This window comes from Thalassotalea litorea (assembly GCF_005843925.1).
Taxonomy (GTDB): Bacteria; Pseudomonadota; Gammaproteobacteria; order Enterobacterales; family Alteromonadaceae; genus Thalassotalea_A; species Thalassotalea_A litorea_A.
Genome location: NZ_VCBC01000006.1, coordinates 144,617 through 160,407 on the forward strand (window position 1 = coordinate 144,617; position 15,791 = coordinate 160,407).

9 protein-coding genes are annotated in these 15,791 nt (G+C 44.2%); 5 read left to right on the plus strand and 4 right to left on the minus strand.

Going from position 1 to position 15,791, the window contains the following annotated elements; translation table 11 throughout:
• Positions 1-58: 58 nt before the first annotated feature.
• Positions 59-1,789 (minus strand): hypothetical protein, encoded by a 1,731-nt coding sequence (locus FE810_RS17210; protein WP_246036974.1) that lies wholly within the window; start codon positions 1,787-1,789, stop codon positions 59-61.
• A 114-nt stretch (positions 1,790-1,903) separates the two neighbouring features.
• Between FE810_RS17210 and FE810_RS07520 the strand changes: the two genes are divergently transcribed.
• The 5 genes from FE810_RS07520 to prsR all read left to right on the plus strand — a co-directional run bounded on the left by FE810_RS07520 (position 1,904) and on the right by prsR (position 11,598).
• Complete coding sequence (locus FE810_RS07520) at positions 1,904-3,667, plus strand: sulfatase family protein (RefSeq protein ID WP_246036975.1); 1,764 nt, start codon at positions 1,904-1,906, stop codon at positions 3,665-3,667.
• A gap of 245 nt (positions 3,668-3,912) precedes the next feature.
• Positions 3,913-7,095 carry a BNR-4 repeat-containing protein gene (locus FE810_RS07525; RefSeq protein WP_138319418.1) on the plus strand — a complete coding sequence of 1,061 codons (3,183 nt, stop codon included), beginning with the start codon at positions 3,913-3,915 and terminating at the stop codon, positions 7,093-7,095.
• A 183-nt stretch (positions 7,096-7,278) separates the two neighbouring features.
• Positions 7,279-8,058 (plus strand): 3-keto-disaccharide hydrolase, encoded by a 780-nt coding sequence (locus FE810_RS07530; RefSeq protein WP_138319419.1) that lies wholly within the window; start codon positions 7,279-7,281, stop codon positions 8,056-8,058.
• Between the two features lie 128 nt (positions 8,059-8,186).
• Positions 8,187-10,262, plus strand: a complete 2,076-nt coding sequence (gene prsK / locus FE810_RS07535; protein ID WP_138319420.1) for an XrtA/PEP-CTERM system histidine kinase PrsK — start codon at positions 8,187-8,189, stop codon at positions 10,260-10,262.
• Positions 10,240-11,598 (plus strand): PEP-CTERM-box response regulator transcription factor, encoded by a 1,359-nt coding sequence (prsR, locus tag FE810_RS07540; protein WP_138319421.1) that lies wholly within the window; start codon positions 10,240-10,242, stop codon positions 11,596-11,598. Before prsK ends, prsR begins: the two co-directional genes overlap by 23 nt.
• 144 nt (positions 11,599-11,742) lie before the next feature.
• Here prsR and FE810_RS07545 read toward each other — a convergent pair whose 3' ends face one another.
• Genes FE810_RS07545 through FE810_RS07555 form a run of 3 tightly spaced genes read right to left on the minus strand, consistent with a single transcriptional unit; the run spans position 11,743 to position 15,791 of the window.
• On the minus strand, positions 11,743-13,101 hold the full coding sequence (locus FE810_RS07545) for an ExeA family protein (protein ID WP_138319422.1): 1,359 nt from the start codon (positions 13,099-13,101) through the stop codon (positions 11,743-11,745).
• A gap of 1 nt (position 13,102) precedes the next feature.
• Positions 13,103-14,722, minus strand: coding sequence for a TIGR03016 family PEP-CTERM system-associated outer membrane protein (locus tag FE810_RS07550; RefSeq protein ID WP_138319423.1), 1,620 nt, complete (start codon positions 14,720-14,722; stop codon positions 13,103-13,105).
• Complete coding sequence (locus FE810_RS07555) at positions 14,679-15,791, minus strand: XrtA-associated tyrosine autokinase (protein WP_246036976.1); 1,113 nt, start codon at positions 15,789-15,791, stop codon at positions 14,679-14,681. The genes FE810_RS07550 and FE810_RS07555 overlap by 44 nt, the downstream gene beginning before the upstream one ends.

Below are 15,791 nucleotides of genomic sequence, written 5' to 3' on the forward strand. Positions count from 1 at the left end.
AATAACCAATAAGGCAAATCAAGCGCTAGCGATTTGCCTTTATCTATCTTGCTCCTATCTAGTTGTTCTCTTTGAGGTGCAACATCTTCTGTATATCATTGGCGGTTGCGAAATTATTACCCCCCTGATCGGCTCCGGTAATCCACCAATAAACCATGCCTGCATCTGAACAATCAAATTTATTGGTTTGAAACGGGACGATTCCGTCCTGTTCGGCATAGGCAAGCATTTCCCAGATAAACTTATAGCCAGGATTATCGTGATGTTTAGCCCAGTCCCATTGATGAATGGAAGTTTGCAAGCCAACATTTTGGTCGCCTATTTGATGTTCGGTAATGCCAAAGTCTAAAATCTGCTGCCAGGTAAAAAAGTCACCGCTGTTATCGTTTGCCGGATGATGAGAAACAATATGCACAAATTGAAGGGCTTGTGGGTTTGCCGCCGCAAGTGCGAAACCAATCAAATCCGGTTCACCAGCTTCAATTATCCAAAGCGGACTCTCAGCCGTGGAATCATTGATCGCATTCACTAGATCCTGGCTGGCAGCGGCTTGTTTTTCGCGACAGTTATAATGGTCATGTAAATGTTCAAATGGCCCAAATAGAGCAATACTTTTATCCGTCAGCTCATTGAGTATGCGTTGGCGTCTTTGTTCATTGTCTTTATCAATTTGGTATCTGGCTTTGTTGGTGAATGGATCGAGATCACAAGAATGAGAAACGTGCACCAACCTCTGCTCAAGCCCTGAGTGGTGTAATAGTCCAAAGATTACCGGCGTTGCACCAATATCATCAGGATCTGGAGAATTGCCGTCGATCACAATGGCCAGGCGACCTTCTGGAGGATTGACATGGTCTAATGGCACATCAGTAACATAGCGCTGCCAGAACGCGTTTACAGATACGGCATCCTGACCAAGATTTAGTATCCACCAAACAGCAACGGTATCTGAAAAGTCCACGCCGCCATTGGGGATCACGGAATAGTCGGCAGTAAAATTGCTGTCTGCAATAATCGCATCAGCTACCTGCCAAAGGGTTCTGGCATGTTGGTTGGTGTTGCGTTTGTCGATGGCAGCTTTGAGCCATTTATCGCCATTTTCTACATAGATAGGAGTGGCCGGGCCGCGACGATTTTTGCGAATGTACAAACGTTTTGGTTTATTACCATCACCGATGGCAATGTAGTGTGTGTATTGTTTAACGAAAGCAAGCGCCTCTTCACTCGTTTGTTGTTCATTCCAGGCGCTGTGCTGAACGACAATTACGTCACTTTTTAGCGAGGACTTGTTTACGCCTTGTGCGATCAAACCGGCAAGCCATTGTGCGGTAAAGTCGGACTGACCAGCTTCCTGCACCCAAACACGCCCGCCACTATCCAGTATGTCTTTAGCGGTTTTTTGCACGAGCTCTACCGAGCCTTGCCAATGGGTGTTCGCATCAGTCCAGGCTTTGCCTGCGGGCCCAAAGGCTAGGGAAAACAAACCACTAGCATCGATGTATTTACCCTGTTGGCTACCAATCGTGCCGTTAACGGCCAGGTGAGAGATATTGTTGAAATCTGGGTCAGCCAATAAGGAGCCCAGCGCAGCTACGGAATGGACATCATCAGCATCTGGTTTAACGTCAAATTGAGAAATTAAGATGTCTTTATCAGGATTGAAATAAGGTCTAGGGGCTTGTTGAGAACCTGCTGCGAAAACCAAATTGCTTGTAGCACACAGGGCGATGACCAGATACGCGATAAACCGTCTGGTATTTACGGAGTGGTTTCCAGATTTAAAAAACATTTCTGACTTATTATTGTTGAATTTGATTGAAGATGATAATTTGTGGGGAGATGTTAATCAAGGTCGGAATGTGGTTTGTGTATTTATTCTGACTGACCAACAAAACGAGTAACCATGCATAAGCTATCTAAACGAATGTACATCAACCTTGTGGTGATGATTGTTTCTTTTCTGCAATTAGGTGTAGTCGCAAAAGCAAAACCAAGCGCTGCATTCGGAGCAGACGAAGTTTCCCAACCTAATATTCTCTGGTTAGTGGTAGAAGATATGAGCCCGATTATTGCGCCGTATGGTGATCATACGATTGCGACACCGACCATAAGCCAGTTAGCGAAGGAAGGCGTAACCTACACCAATGTATATTCCACTTCCGGTGTCTGTGCCCCAAGTCGTGCAGCACTCGCTACTGGCATGTACCCGTCAGCGTTTGGTGCTAATCACATGCGCACCCATTCCGATACAGACATAACCGGACTTCCCGCTTATGAAGCAATACCTGCGGCTGACGCTCGAATGCTGAGCCAATATCTGCAACAGCACGGATATTACACTGCCAATAATTTGAAAACCGATTATCAATTTAAAGCCCCGAAGTCGGCCTGGAATGAAAGCGGACCATATGCACACTGGCGAAAACGTCCCGCTGACAAACCTTTCTTTGCGGTTTTTAATTTTACCACGACCCATGAATCCGGATTGTTTGAGCCTTATGGTTTCAGGAAGATTGAATCGCGGCATTACTTTTCCGATGATGTAGCCAAAATCGCCAGATTACCTCAGCATCCATCGGCCAAGTCGGAACCAGCGAATACCGCCATGCATGTGCCGAAAAATACCGTATTCGATATTCCTCCTTACCTTCCAGATACTCCGTTGGTCAGACGAGATATGTGGAAGATGTATAACAATCTTGCGGAAACAGACAGGCAAATAGCGGCAATTATTCAGCAGCTCAAGGACGATGACCTATATGATCAAACCGTTATCCTCTTTTATTCCGACCATGGCGGCCCCTTGCCAAGGCAAAAGCGTTTAATTTATGACAGCGGATTGAAAGTACCACTCATTATCCGGTTTCCAAACGCCCAGCAGGGCGGAACTTCGGATCAGCGGTTAATTAGTTTTGTGGATTTTGCCCCTACCACTCTGGCGCTTGTCGGGGCACCTATACCTGGTCATATGCATGGTCAGAATTTTATTGGCAAGAGAAATGGCAGCGTTGCGTCAATGCCAAGGGAGTATATCCACGCAGCAGCAGACCGGTTTGATGGTTTTACCGATGCCATACGAGCGGTTAAAGATAAGCGCTTTAAATACATTCGTAACTATCGGCCCGAGCAAGGCTATTATTTGCCGGTCAGTTACCGTGAAAAAATTCCGACGATGCAAGAATTACTCCGACTTCGGGATGACGGCGCTCTTGATGAATTTCAGCGGCAATGGTTTCGAAGCCGAAAACCTAAAGAAGAGTTATTTGATACGTTAACCGATCCGCATGAACTCCACAATCTCGCTGAAAATGAAGAGTATAAACAACCATTATTGCGATTACGGCGGGAAATGGATCGTTGGCTAACCGCCATTAAGGATACGCCTAATTTGCCTGAGAGGGCACTAATCGACAAATTATGGCAGGGGGCTGATGTTCAGCCGAAAACAGCATCGCCTGAGGTGAGCTTTTTAAAGGGCAGAGTTATAATCAGCAGCCAAACACCTGGTGCGAGTGTTTCTTATCGAATACTGGATGAGGCGGCCAGAGAAAGTGCCTGGTTGATGTACCAAACGCCAATCAAGGCGCAATCGGGGATGAAGATTGAGGTTGTCGCCCATCGCATCGGTTTTCTGGAAAGTGATATCGTGACGGTTTCCGTGCCTTGAATCTCCATCTTGAGTCTTATTGATTCTAGCTGATTTATTATGAGCGATCTTGATCTGTTATGGTTTTTTAGTATAGTTATCTAAGTTTTGTGCGCTGATAGAAGCGATAATTGCCGCTGTTAGCCAAAAAGCGAATCAATGTCGGTGTAAACAACCATAAGGCATGACATAAGAATAGATAACAAAAATAAAAACAAGATAACAATAAGGTCAATATGATACTCACGAATAATAAAATAGCCTGTATGGCTAAGCCTGTGTTGCTTGCGATTGCATGTCTGGGGATAGCGATGCAAGTAAATGCTCAGGTAACGCTTGAAGAACAAGTAAAAATTACCGATTTCGGTCTGCATTTTGATGGCAAAGATCTTGATCATGGCAACGTTAATAATCCCGATACCGGTGATAAATATGATTTCTTCTTTGGTCGTAACATTTCAGCTCATGGCGATGCCGTAAAAACCTACAAACACTATGTTTTTATGACCTGGTATAAAGGTGGTAAAAATGAGCGCAATGTCATGCTGAGTCGATATAATTCTCAGACAGGTACATTGGCAACCATTGAATTTCCCCATCGTCATACTGGTTTTCGAGGTGACCCATTAGTCGGTGAATCTCATAACACCATAGGCTTAGCGGTTAGCCCAATCAATGGCACCATCCATATGGTGTATGATATGCACGCCTATGATGATAATAATCACGGCGGCAAATTTGTTAATGACTTTTTTCGCTACTCATTCAGTTTAGCCGGTGTGGCAGATCTGCCAGATGCAGAGTTTACTCTGGACAAATTTGTCAAAGATACGAGTGCTGTTAGTCAGGGCGACGATGATTATAAGCATCTCACCATGACAGGAAATTTAGCGGACAAAGGTAATTTTGCGCGTTTAACCTACCCCAAATTTTTCACCAATACCGACGGTACGCTGTTGCTATACATGCGCTTAGGCGGTAACAACAACGGCGCCTATGTATTTAATCGATATGACGCCGAAAATGAAAAGTGGTCGACATTTACCAAATTTAACTATAACAATCAGAAAACTAGCCACGACAACGAATATAACTGGGGCTTGTATGGCAATATGAAGTATGTCAATGGCAAGCTTCGAGTTGGCTTCCAGCAACGTAGTAGTGATAATGCCGATAGGTATACCTACCAAAATGGTGTTTATTATGCGTATTCAGAACACCCGGAAGGCTTTGGCGATTGGAAAAACCACAAAGGCGAACCGATGACCTGGCCATTGGTCAATTCAGATGAAATCAAGGTGTTTGAACCCGGTGACTATATTGACCATACCGAAGCAAACTCGGTGTATATCGTTGGCAGTTTTGACTGGACCGTAACGAAAAACGAAGATATTCATATCATCAGTAAAGTTCGTTCTTCCGATAGGAGTCGACCAGACTATCAGGAAATCTATCTGCATTCATACAAACCCTCTGGCGCTCAAGACTTTATTGTATCGTCTGATTTTGCGGGCGCTTCATCGATATACACCTCTGGCGATAATATTTACATTATCGGATTAGATAATGGTTACCCATATGTGGAAAAAGCCAAGGGTGGGACCAATGACTTTGTTCGTGTATACGAACAAACACAGGGCACTAAGTTCGATCATGGAACCATATACATCAATGACGGTAAGGTCTACTTCTACTTAATGGAGCAGGCGTCTGGCAATGCGATGCCACTGTATTTGCAAATCATTGATTTGGACCTAGAGGGTGAGGCAAATGCACCACGGGTAGCGTTCCCGTCATCGGCGATGTCCGTTGAAGAGGGCTTTGAAAAATTAACCTTGACGATTAATGCTGAAAGTCCGGTTGCAGGTCGTAACATTGAATCTGTCACCTTATACCTGAACGATGCAGAAGTTCGCACCGATACGTCACTTCCATACTTATTTGGGCATGGTTCAAAGCCACATGAAACAGGGGCGATGGGCTGGTTAGCAACCCATTCACTTAACCCAACGCCATTAACGGTTGGCACGCACGTATTTAAGGCGATAGCAACGGACAGTGAAGGTGAAACGGGTATTGCAACAATGACCCTGACCGTGAAGTCAAATGGCCCGACGGTTGCGTTTCCGGCTCCGACAATGACGGTTGATGAAGGCTATGAAAAATTATCTATTATGTTAGACGCAGCAACTGCCGTTGACGGTGGTGAGATTGAATCGGTTGCGCTATATATTGATGAACATTTGGTGCGCGTTGATACGTCGCTTCCGTACCTGTTTGGCCATGGCTCAAAGCCTCACGAAACAGGTGCCATGGGTTGGTTGGACACCCACGGTGAAAACCCTGCGCCATTGGGTCCTGGTGTCTATACGTTCTCAGCAATTGTCACCGATAGTGCAGGGGACGTAGGTGAAGCGAGCATGGTGCTCACCGTTAAAGGCGAGCCAAAACCTCCAACGGTTTCGTTTCCGAATGACGTGGTCACCGTATATGAGGGATATGAAAAGCTGGGCATGACGTTGCAAGCCGATACCTCTGTAGAAGGGCGAACGATTAAATCTGTTACCTTATATCGGAATGAGCAACTTGTGCGCGTAGATACTCGACCTGTCTGGAACTTTGGTCATTCCTTTGCTCCCTATGAATTTGGCGCAATGGGGTGGTTAGAACGACATGAGCCAAACCCATCTCCACTTACGGTTGGTACCCATACGTTTACAGCAATCGCAACGGATAGTGCGGGTTTGCAGGGAGAGGCAACGATGACGCTGATTGTTAAGGCCGTGCCACCACCAAGCATAAGCTTTGTTGAGTCCGATATTGAGTTACGTGTTGGTTATCAGTCGTTATCATTATCTGTGAATGCTTTGTCTGAGTTGAGTTGGGTGGATATTGGACATGTCGACTTATACTTAAATGACACACTCATTCGCGATATTTATGATGCGCCATTCACTTGGGGTGGAGAAAGCTATCCGGCTGAGTTGTTAGGCCTCCCGGCAGGAATCCATACCATCAAAGCGCTTGCTACGGATAGCTATGGAAATACATCCGAGGCACAAATGACAATGCTAGTCAGGCCATCGGTCGTGTTTGTCGATTGGGAACAGCAACTTCATTTAGCCAGTAACTTACTTGACGGCGATGTAAGTGATGAATCAAGTTGGGGCGCTGCCGAAAACGGTACCAAGGAAGTCATCATCGACTTAGGCGAGTCAAAGCTTATCACTGGGACGAAACTATGGACCACTGCTGGCGAGCAGATTAACTATCAGGTTTATGTATCAGACGGCCCAGGATTCGCGTTTGTGAAGGTGGCTAAACATCAAAATAAACACAGCGATGTTCAACCGACATTAACCGAATTTGTTGCGCAGGGACGATTGATTAAACTTATGGTGATCGGTAACTGGCCGAATATCAATGAATTTGAAATTTTAACCCAGTAACTTACACAATCATACGTGCAATCGTTCGTGCAACGATAGGCATGGAGATCTCAGGCTCACTCTCGCGCTCACATCACTCGTGGTGTTGATGCGACGGTGAGCGTACTGTGTTTCAGGTGAATATATTTATCATACCTTAATCAACTCAAAGCGTAATTGAGGTATTCTGCCAGGACGTTAACAATGAAAATATGTGGCAAATTTTTTACGATTTCCCTCTTGCTCTGGGCCGTGTCGGTATCTGGCTATGCTCAGGAAAACCAATCACCGAAACAGTGGAAGGCTATTTTTGACGGTAATTCTCTAAATGGCTGGACCCCAAAATTTGCAGGGTATGCGTTAGGGACTAACTATAAAAATACATTTCGAGTCGAAGATGGCTATTTAACAACAAACTACGACCAGTATGACAGCTTTAACTTTGAGTTTGGCCATTTGTATTACCAGAAACCGTACTCTCATTACCGCTTACGGGCGACATACCGATTTTTACCTCAACAGTTACTGGGTTATCGCAATGCCTGGAAAAATAATGGTTTTATGATCCATGCGCAACCGCCAGAATCGATGACTCTAGAACAGCGGTTTCCTGCAAGTATTGAGGTTCAGTTACTAGGCGCCGATGCCGATACCGAATTCCGACCAACGGCGAATATCTGTACGCCAAATTCTCATGTTAAAATAGCTGGAGCATTAATCACCAAACACTGCATCAAATCTAACTCAAAAACGTACCGAGGCGAACAATGGGTAACCATTGAAATTGAAGTTAAAGGTCATGAAATGATCAAGCACTGGATCAATGGTGAATTAGTGATGGAATACCATGAGCCGGTACTGGATGAAGAATCACAACATCTAAGTAAATTTTACGACGGCGGCGCAATGAAATCCGGCTATATCGCCATACAAGCAGAAAACAGTAGGGTGCAGTTCAAATCGATTGAATTGAAAGAGTTATAATACCGTGAGGCTTGCAACCGATATACCTTAAGTCAGCATTGAGCAATTGTCCGCCTGATGAGCAAATTGGTAATTATCGACTAGTATTAAAGTTAGTTTAATACCGATAATAATAAGCTCGAGTTTACATGGAATTGTTAGGCTTGATAGGTTACGGACTCAGCTGTCTGGCTTATCTTATTTTTTTCTTGTTATTACTGGCATCGCGCCAGCAATCTCTCAGTGGTACTCTGACACGTGTGTTAGGGGCTGTTCTCTGCATTTCTGCGCTTATCAGCTGTTGGCAACTGTATCAGGGCTTCAGCCTGTTATATGTCTTGTATTTCGAGGGCGTAAAGAACTTTCTGGTCACGATACTCATCCTTGGGGTGAAACTCCGCTCTCCATCTTTTAAAGAATTGATACGCCATAAAGAAACGCATCAATATTTGGCCGTAGTCACTGTTTTAGTATTCGTTTCTGCTTTCAGCATTGTGACAAGGCAAAATTTTGTTTGGGTTTTTATTAGCTTTATGGCGCTAAATCTCTGGCCGCTTGTGCTGTTAGAGCAAGTATTTCGCAATGCCCAAAAACGAGCTCGTTGGGCGGTGTGGCCTTTTGTTTTTGGCCTTGGCAGTATGCTGGTGTTCGATTTCGTTATCTTTGCCCAAGGCGCTCTAATTAACCAGTTGGATTTTAATTTTTGGTATTTGCGGGGTTACTTAAGCGCGGCAATGATGCCGTTTATCTTGTTGAGTTCTAAACGAATTAAAAATTGGTCTTCTGATCTCTTTGTCTCCAGAGACGTCGTATTCTACAGTTCCATTTTGATGTTAAGCGGCGCTTATTTGCTATTGCTTGCCCTGGCGGGGTATGTAATTCGTTTTCTCGACGGGCAGTGGAGTGAACTATTGAGCATTGCGTTTATGTGCCTGGGTTTGCTGGTTCTGTTTGCCGTGTTATTCACCCAGAATTTTCGTAATCGAATTCGGGTGTTTATATCAAAACACTTTTTTGCCAATCGTTATGACTATCGCCTTGAATGGCTCAATTTAATCGCGGCACTTGAGCGAGATAATAGCCAGGACATTTATGAAAGTGCCTGTAATGCGATAAGTGAAGTTCTGCAACTGGATGGTTGCATTTACCTGCAATTAAATAATGTAAGCCGACTGGAAGTTATGAATTTTGGGCAGCTTAAGCCCGACGCTCGTTCGCGCGAACAGCTGGATGGCTTAGTAAGCTATTTTCAAACTCAAAACTGGATCATCGATTTGGCTGAGTTTCAGGTTTCACCGGATATTTATAAAGGCCTGCAGTTAGATGAGGCGCCGCTGATCAACGACAATATTGAGATATTAGTGCCAGTGAATTTTCAACAGCAACTGACCGGTGTTTTCGCAATGACGCGGCCGGCGAATAAAGGATTGCTGAATTGGGAGGATCGTGATTTTGTATTTGCGCTCACGAAACAGCTTGGCAACTATCTGTCGTTGCAGGAAATCCAGCAACAACTTTCCCAGACCCAGCAGTTTGCGGTATTTCATCGTATGTCAGCCTTTGTGCTTCATGATTTGAAAAATATTCAGGCTCAACTGAGTTTGATTAATGCAAATGCCGAACATCACAAGGGGAATCCGGAGTTTATTGACGATGTTTTTGACACCGTGGAGTCGGCGAGTTTGCGCCTACAAAAAGTCGTGCGCCAGCTTGCTAATAAGTCGATGGAAAAGATAAAGGAACCCAAACAGCAAGTCGAAATTAAGTCATTATTGCAAGATGCGATTAAACTCGCCAACATGAATCGCCCTCAAGTCATTCTTGATTGTCAGCCCGGACTGTATGTTTATGCCGACAGAGAAAGATTTGCCGGCGTTATGATGCATTTGATCGAAAATGCACAACAAGCAAGCAACCCCCAGGATAGTGTGCAACTTATTGGAAAAAAACAGGAAAATAGACTAATCCTTAGTATACGTGACAAAGGTTGCGGGATGACTCAATCATTCATTCGGGACAAGCTATTTACTCCATTTTCAACCACGAAAGGCAATGCTGGAATGGGAATTGGCGTGTATGAGGCGCGCCAGTTTTTTGAAGAAAATTCAGGGCTCATGTCTGTTCAAAGTGATGTAGGCAAGGGTACAACTTTTACCATTGAAATGTCGCTCAGCGAATATCAGGAAATTGGATATAACAACCATGGAAAAATTATTAATTGTTGATGATGATGAAGGCATCCAAAAGCAGCTGAAATGGAGCCTATCAAATTATCAGACTATCTTTGCCGCCAACCGCCAGGCAGCCATTAATGCGCTGAGGTTACATGAGCCAAAAGTTGTGCTTTTGGATTTGGGCTTACCACCTGATACGGCCAATGCCAGTGAAGGGCTAAAAACCCTCGAAGAAATTATTGCTCTGGCGCCATTTACCAAAGTGGTGGTGATAACCGGCAATGATGATCATCGAGTGGCGTTACAAGCTGTAGCTAACGGAGCCTATGACTTTTATCAAAAGCCATTAGATGCGGATGTGATTAATGTCATTGTTGATCGTGCCAATAATGTTTCGTCCATTGAGAAAGAAAACCGGATTATCCGGGAGTTGGCGGGTGTTGATTCTGGGATCATTGGCAGTAGCGATGTTATGGAGAATCTTCGCACTCGTATTAAGCGGATTGCTCCTACTGAAATCACGGCATTACTATTGGGTGAAAGCGGAACGGGCAAAGAAGTTGTTGCCAATGCCATTCACAAATTAAGCAACCGTAAGAAAAAACCATTTGTTGCCATAAACTGTGCATCGATTCCCGATACTCTGCTGGAAAGTGAGCTCTTTGGGTTTGAAAAAGGTGCCTTTACCGGCGCTCATCGAACCACCAAAGGCAAGATTGAGATGGCGCAGGGCGGCACCTTATTTCTTGATGAAATCGGCGATATGCCTTTTAATCTGCAAGCAAAATTATTGCGCTTTTTACAAGAAAGGGTAATTGAACGAATTGGTGGACGTGCTGAAATTCCAGTGGATGTAAGAGTCGTGTGTGCCACCAATCAAAACCTTGAGGCCATGGTCGCTGAAAAAACATTTCGCGAAGACTTGTATTACCGAATCAGTGAGATGGTGTTCTCTATTCCACCATTAAAGGATCGAGAATTTGATGTGCTGATCCTAGCCCAATATTTCCTATTGCAATATGCTAAAGACTACAATGTCAGAGTGCAGGGTTTTTCTGATTCGGCTGCCAATGCACTAAAAATTTACCACTGGCCAGGAAATATCCGAGAATTACAGAATAAGATCAAGTCTGCGGTGATCATGGCAACTACGGGGCAGGTTTCTGCGGACGACCTAGGGTTTGAGGATGTCGATGAAAATGCCTCGCCACTGGAGTTGAATCTACGTGCGGTAAGGGAGCGCGCGGAATCTGGGGCCGTAAGCAAAGCGTATGCTCTTGCGGATGGCAATATGAGCCGAACTGCTGAGCTTTTAGGGGTAACAAGACCAACGCTTTACGCTTTGGTTGAAAAATATTCGATGCAGTTAAAATCTCAGGAAGCCTGATCGCGTTTGCGTTCATACATGAAAAAAGGGTCCTCATAAGGACCCTTTTTTATGCACTCTGTTTTTTAATTTTTGTATAGGTATTTCTGGTGTATGATGTTTGCGTGAATTAAGTGCTCAATTTTGTTGTAGCGAATGCCCAAGCTACAATCCAAGACGTTTGTCATTATCATCCATATGCTTTTCGAGAATCGTAAGCTGCTCTTCATTAAGCACAATTTCTTCTTTATTAACCTTTTCTTCCAAGGCTTTCACCCGTTTTGAGTAGTTTTCCAGATTGTGTTTAAGCCAGATAGAACGAACCGCAGATCCCGAGATAAACACCCCTTCTTCGCGCAATGCATCACTGGCTTTATACTGTCCATCATCTGGGTGTGAGATGGCATATTCGATAACGGCACGCTCAGCAACCGGGTCGATGGCTTTTTTAAAAGCCTCTTGTTTTAGCTGTGGCGGTCGCTCTGTTGCCAACGCCACCTTTTGTTCGATTAACTTATCCAAGTCCCTACTAATACTCATTTTATTGTCGATACTTTCTTGCAGGTAATCGGCAATCTTTTTCAAAGACTTGAGAATGCGCTTATCGGTTAGGCGTGCATCTTTACTGATGGTTTTAACTTTTTGATTGGCTTTTGGTTGCCCCGATGCTTCCACTGCCACGCCATTGCTTTCTTGATTCGGTTGGGAAGTACTGAGTTCCTCGGCGAATTCTTCGCTCACCGCTTGCAGATCTTCACGAATTAAAAAGCGCTTATTATTTAAAAAGCCATAGAGTAATACTCGGTCGACAAATAAATTGATTTTGCGCGGGATGCCCAGGGTTTTTTGCTTGATGTATTCGTAGCAATCATCATGGAATATTTGTAGCGGCTTTTCACTGACCAGTTCCAATCGGTGCTTGATATATTGCGATATTTCTTCGGTCGTTAATGGTTGTAAGTGACAGGATGCGATAATACGTTGCCTAAACTGCTCCATTCCCTGACTTTGAATGATTGGTTTAAGCTCCTCCTGACCTAACAAGAAGCTTTGCAATAACGGCTTATTATTTCGTTGGAAATTCGACAGCATCCTTAATTCTTCAACGGTTTCTGCAGGTAAGTTTTGTGCTTCGTCAACCAGCAGTAAAGCCCTTTTCCCTTGGCTATTTAGCGCCAATAGGTGCTGCTCTATGGATTGCAATAAACTTGCCTTACTGCGGTTTTCAACCGGCATCTTGAATTTGCGAACAATTGCTCGCAACAAATCGTCCGGAGATAGTTTACTCGTCACAATTTGGATGGCTTCAATGGAAGAGTCTTTGATGCGATGCAACAAACTTTGCGCCAGCATGGTTTTACCGGTGCCAATTGGGCCGGTAATTACGATGAAACCCTCACCCTGCTCCAAACCATATTGAAGGTAAGATAGCGCTTGAGTGTGCTTTGCTGAGCCAAAAAAGAACTTGGGATCAGGGTTTAACTGGAATGGTTTGGATTTAAATCCATAAAAATTTTCGTACATATCAGAACTCTTTAACCAGTTTTATGCCAATGCGATTTTCATTGTAGTTCAACAAATCACGGTTAGAATTTCGGTTTAAATGTTGGCCATATATCGTTACGGTAAGTGCAGAGTTTAAATCTTCTACCCATTCCGCGGACCAGATTCGATAGTGATCAATCTGCTCTTCAGCTTCATCATAATCACGGTCAAATTCGTTTTTAAAAAATGTAAAGCTGGCATCCAACGTGGCGTTGCGAGTGACTTCTCGAGAAGCACCAATATTCAGATAATGATAATTATCGTCATCGCCAAACTCCAGCTCAGTACGTTTAGTCTTTCTTAGGCCTAATCGATAGGTTGTTCTCTTTAGAGATAATGAGGTGCTAAAATTTAGCGTTTTATTGAGGCTGTAAGTCTCAGATTGACGTAAGCCCACATCAGAGGCAAAGCCAACAAAGGTGTAGCCTGTTAAATCAAAAGAGTCATCTGGACCAACGATACAACTTGATAAATCGTCTGGAGTCAGGCCTAGACACCAAACCTCCAACTCCTGATCGACAAAGTTATAGCGATCAAATAATTCAACCGCCTCGTTATAGCTCAACGTTGTACTTAGCTTACGCACCCGGTGGCGAAACGAAGCTTGGTATGCATCACCATAAAAGCGCTGGAAATATTTCGCTTTTAATTGTGTTCGGGCAGACGGTTGCCAGTTGATGGAGCCACTGACATAGTCTTCAGGCGGATCTAAAAAGTCCACTTCAGGTATTTCTGCAGAGTCTTCATCTACCTGATTCCAGGCAACATCAATATCTAAGCTATTTGTGACTTTCCAACGTATACCGGCACCAATTGAAGATGTGCCCTGAATCTGCGTATCAAGTAAGTTGCCATCGGTATCTTCATCATAAAAGCGCACAAAAGGATTGAGTTTAAAAGGTGTGATCCAACCAATAACGATATCCGCATTCCAGTATTGACCAGAGCGGCGATTGTTTGAGGTATCAAGTATCTGCCCACTGGCATCCCAAAAAACATTGCGAGCTGCGCTGCCACTTTGGGTATTGAAAAATCCACTGTAGCCTTCTCGATCACCAATGGCATCTTGCGCCGTGTCATAGAGGTAAGCGAGCTGCGCCGAAGTGATAACAGATGTAGAGGTGACGTTGTAATCAATTCCCGCACGAAAGCGCTGGAATTGAACCGTGTTACCGGCCACCAGATCAGCTAGAGCATTGCGAGCGCTATTTTCGGCAACATTATCAATAGAGTATGATGCAAACGCAGCAAAACCTTCAGGCCAAAGTTCGATGCGACCAAACGCTTCCATTTGATTGAAATTATCCCTGGCGCCTAAATCATGGCTATATAGAACCTGGATAAATTCATAATCAATATCAGCAATGGCCCCACCAGAAACATATTGGGCATTGATTCCGGGTGAGATTAGCGTAACAAAACTTATTGTCTCATCATTAGGAGACAGCTCAACGTTATCCGTAACGACCTCTTCAACAGAAACTCTCGGGGTGATAATCCAAGGTTCTGCGTAGGAAGAAAAGGTTAAAACAGTGCATACAGCGAGTACAGATAACTTATAGAATAGTTTTATTATCGTATCCGTAACTGTTAGTACCATATAATTCCTTATGCGATTGTAATGCTTTATTCAACACCAGTCCTTTAGCTAAATCTTCATTTAACATGGCACAGGCTCGATTTACTTTTTGTATCGATGTTTTATTTTCTTCGACCGCGATAATGGCTTGTCCCATCAATTGCGAGAGTGCAGCTGTTTCCGTTAACCCAAGAATCGGCGGGCAATCAAAAATAACGATCCGATCCGAATAGCGGCTTGCCAGTTCTTCGATTAAAGCCGTCATTTTTGCACTCGCCAAGAGTTCGTTCGCTAGATAGTGGGGAGTCCCCGTTGGCATGATCGTTAGCTTGTCCACATTGGTGGAATAAATGATATCGCCTGGCTCTTCAATATTGCCAAGTAAGTACTCAATTAATCCTTTGCGGGGTTTAATACCGCAATGGCGCAAAACACTTGGCTTGTAGACGTCCGCATCAACCAATAAAACGGTTTTATCCTGTTCAGCAGCAATGCTTAATGCAAGATTAATGGCGATAAATGTTTTGCCTTCATCAGCAAGAGCACTGGAAACCATTACCAGATTCGGGTGTTTCACGGCATTTGCTTTGGAGGTCAATGCATTGCCAAGTAAGCTACGTTTGATTTCTCGAAATTCTTCCTGAATACAGTGATTTTGTGAATTGTCCTGAGCGGTCAAAAACCCAAGGTTATCCAACATTTCCAGATCAAGTTGCAGGACGTTGTTGTCCAAAACTGGATCTTCAGTTGGCGCGCTAATCGGTTCAACGTCGTCTACAGCAACCGCGGCATTATCCACGAGCATAGGTTCACTGACGTCTGGTTCGGCACCCGAAGTCGCCACCGTTTCTTCAATCTCTAACGGTTGAGCTTGTTCTTTACTGGCGGATACGGCTTCAGCTTTTGTGGTATTTGATTTTGCTGCCGGTGCCGTTGGGCTCACTTTTTGACGGGCAGAGGTTGCTGGCGTTTTGGCGCGCTTTTTCACGGCTTTCTTTTTCACCGGTGGCTTGGCGTCTACATGCTCTTGTTTCGCTTTATTGGCCAAGTCGGCTTGTTTTTTTGCTAGGGCTTGTTCAATAGTAGACAT

What these genes read in the sequence shown, in the direction of transcription:
- FE810_RS07555 (WP_246036976.1), bottom strand. Translation starts at nt 15,791, where the DNA reads ATGTCTACTATTGAACAAGCCCTAGCAAAAAAACAAGCCGACTTGGCC.
- FE810_RS07525 (WP_138319418.1), top strand. Translation starts at nt 3,913, where the DNA reads ATGGCTAAGCCTGTGTTGCTTGCGATTGCATGTCTGGGGATAGCGATG.
- prsK (WP_138319420.1), top strand. Translation starts at nt 8,187, where the DNA reads ATGGAATTGTTAGGCTTGATAGGTTACGGACTCAGCTGTCTGGCTTAT.
- FE810_RS17210 (WP_246036974.1), bottom strand. Translation starts at nt 1,789, where the DNA reads ATGTTTTTTAAATCTGGAAACCACTCCGTAAATACCAGACGGTTTATC.
- FE810_RS07530 (WP_138319419.1), top strand. Translation starts at nt 7,279, where the DNA reads ATGAAAATATGTGGCAAATTTTTTACGATTTCCCTCTTGCTCTGGGCC.
- prsR (WP_138319421.1), top strand. Translation starts at nt 10,240, where the DNA reads ATGGAAAAATTATTAATTGTTGATGATGATGAAGGCATCCAAAAGCAG.
- FE810_RS07520 (WP_246036975.1), top strand. Translation starts at nt 1,904, where the DNA reads ATGCATAAGCTATCTAAACGAATGTACATCAACCTTGTGGTGATGATT.
- FE810_RS07545 (WP_138319422.1), bottom strand. Translation starts at nt 13,101, where the DNA reads ATGTACGAAAATTTTTATGGATTTAAATCCAAACCATTCCAGTTAAAC.
- FE810_RS07550 (WP_138319423.1), bottom strand. Translation starts at nt 14,722, where the DNA reads ATGGTACTAACAGTTACGGATACGATAATAAAACTATTCTATAAGTTA.